The organism is Streptomyces sp. MB09-02B (assembly GCF_033794485.1).
Classification (GTDB): Bacteria; Actinomycetota; Actinomycetes; order Streptomycetales; family Streptomycetaceae; genus Streptomyces.
Map to the genome: position 1 here is coordinate 1 of NZ_JARGEE010000929.1, position 911 is coordinate 911.

The window sequence follows — 911 nt, forward strand, 5'->3', positions numbered from 1 at the left end:
CCTTCGACCACCCCACCCCCACCGCCGTGGCCACCGAGCTGCGCACCCTGCTGGTCCCCGCACCGGCACAGCCACACACGCGCGCACACGCGGCCGAACCCGCCGGCGCACCGGCGCTCGTCGGGGACCCCGTCGCCGTCGTCGCCATGTCCTGCCGCCTGCCCGGCGGGATCACGTCGCCCGAGGACCTGTGGCGTCTGGTCGTGGAGGGCCGTGACGGCATCACCCCCTTCCCCGCCGACCGCGGTTGGCACACCGCCGGGCTGGGCGACGGTCCCGCCTTCCCCGGGGAGGGCGGGTTCCTCGACGACCTCGCCGGTTTCGACGCCGCCTTCTTCGGCATCTCGCCGCGCGAGGCGCTGGCGATGGACCCGCAGCAACGGCTGCTGCTGGAGGTGGTGTGGGAGGCCCTCGAACGGGCCGGCGTCGACCCGCTGTCGCTGCGGGGCAGCCGTACCGGGGTCTTCGTCGGAGCCGGACACTTCGACTACGCCACCCTGGCCGTCACCACCGAGGAGGGCAAGGACTACGCCCTGACCGGTTCGGCCGGCAGCGTGCTCTCCGGCCGGGTCGCCTACACCCTCGGTCTGGAGGGCCCGGCGGTCACCGTCGACACGGCCTGCTCCTCCTCCCTGGTCGCCCTGCACCAGGCCGTCCGGGCCCTGCGCGACGGCGAGTGCTCCCTCGCCCTGGTCGGCGGCGCCGCCGTGATGGCCACCACCGGCGCCTACGAGGCCTTCGCCCGGCAGGGCGGCCTCGCCGCCGACGGCCGCTGCAAGGCCTTCGCGGACGCGGCCGACGGTACGGGCTGGGCGGAGGGCGTCGGGATGGTGGTGGTCGAGCGGCTGTCGGACGCGCGGCGCCTCGGTCATCCGGTGCTGGCGGTGGTGCGTGGCTCGGCGGTGAACCAG

The 911-nt window shown here is 75.6% G+C and carries 1 protein-coding gene; it reads left to right on the top strand.

Annotated elements, in window-relative coordinates; all coding sequences use genetic code 11:
* Positions 1-911: polyketide synthase (locus P1P70_RS45140; protein ID WP_319248364.1), on the top strand; the 911-nt coding region annotated here is incomplete at both ends.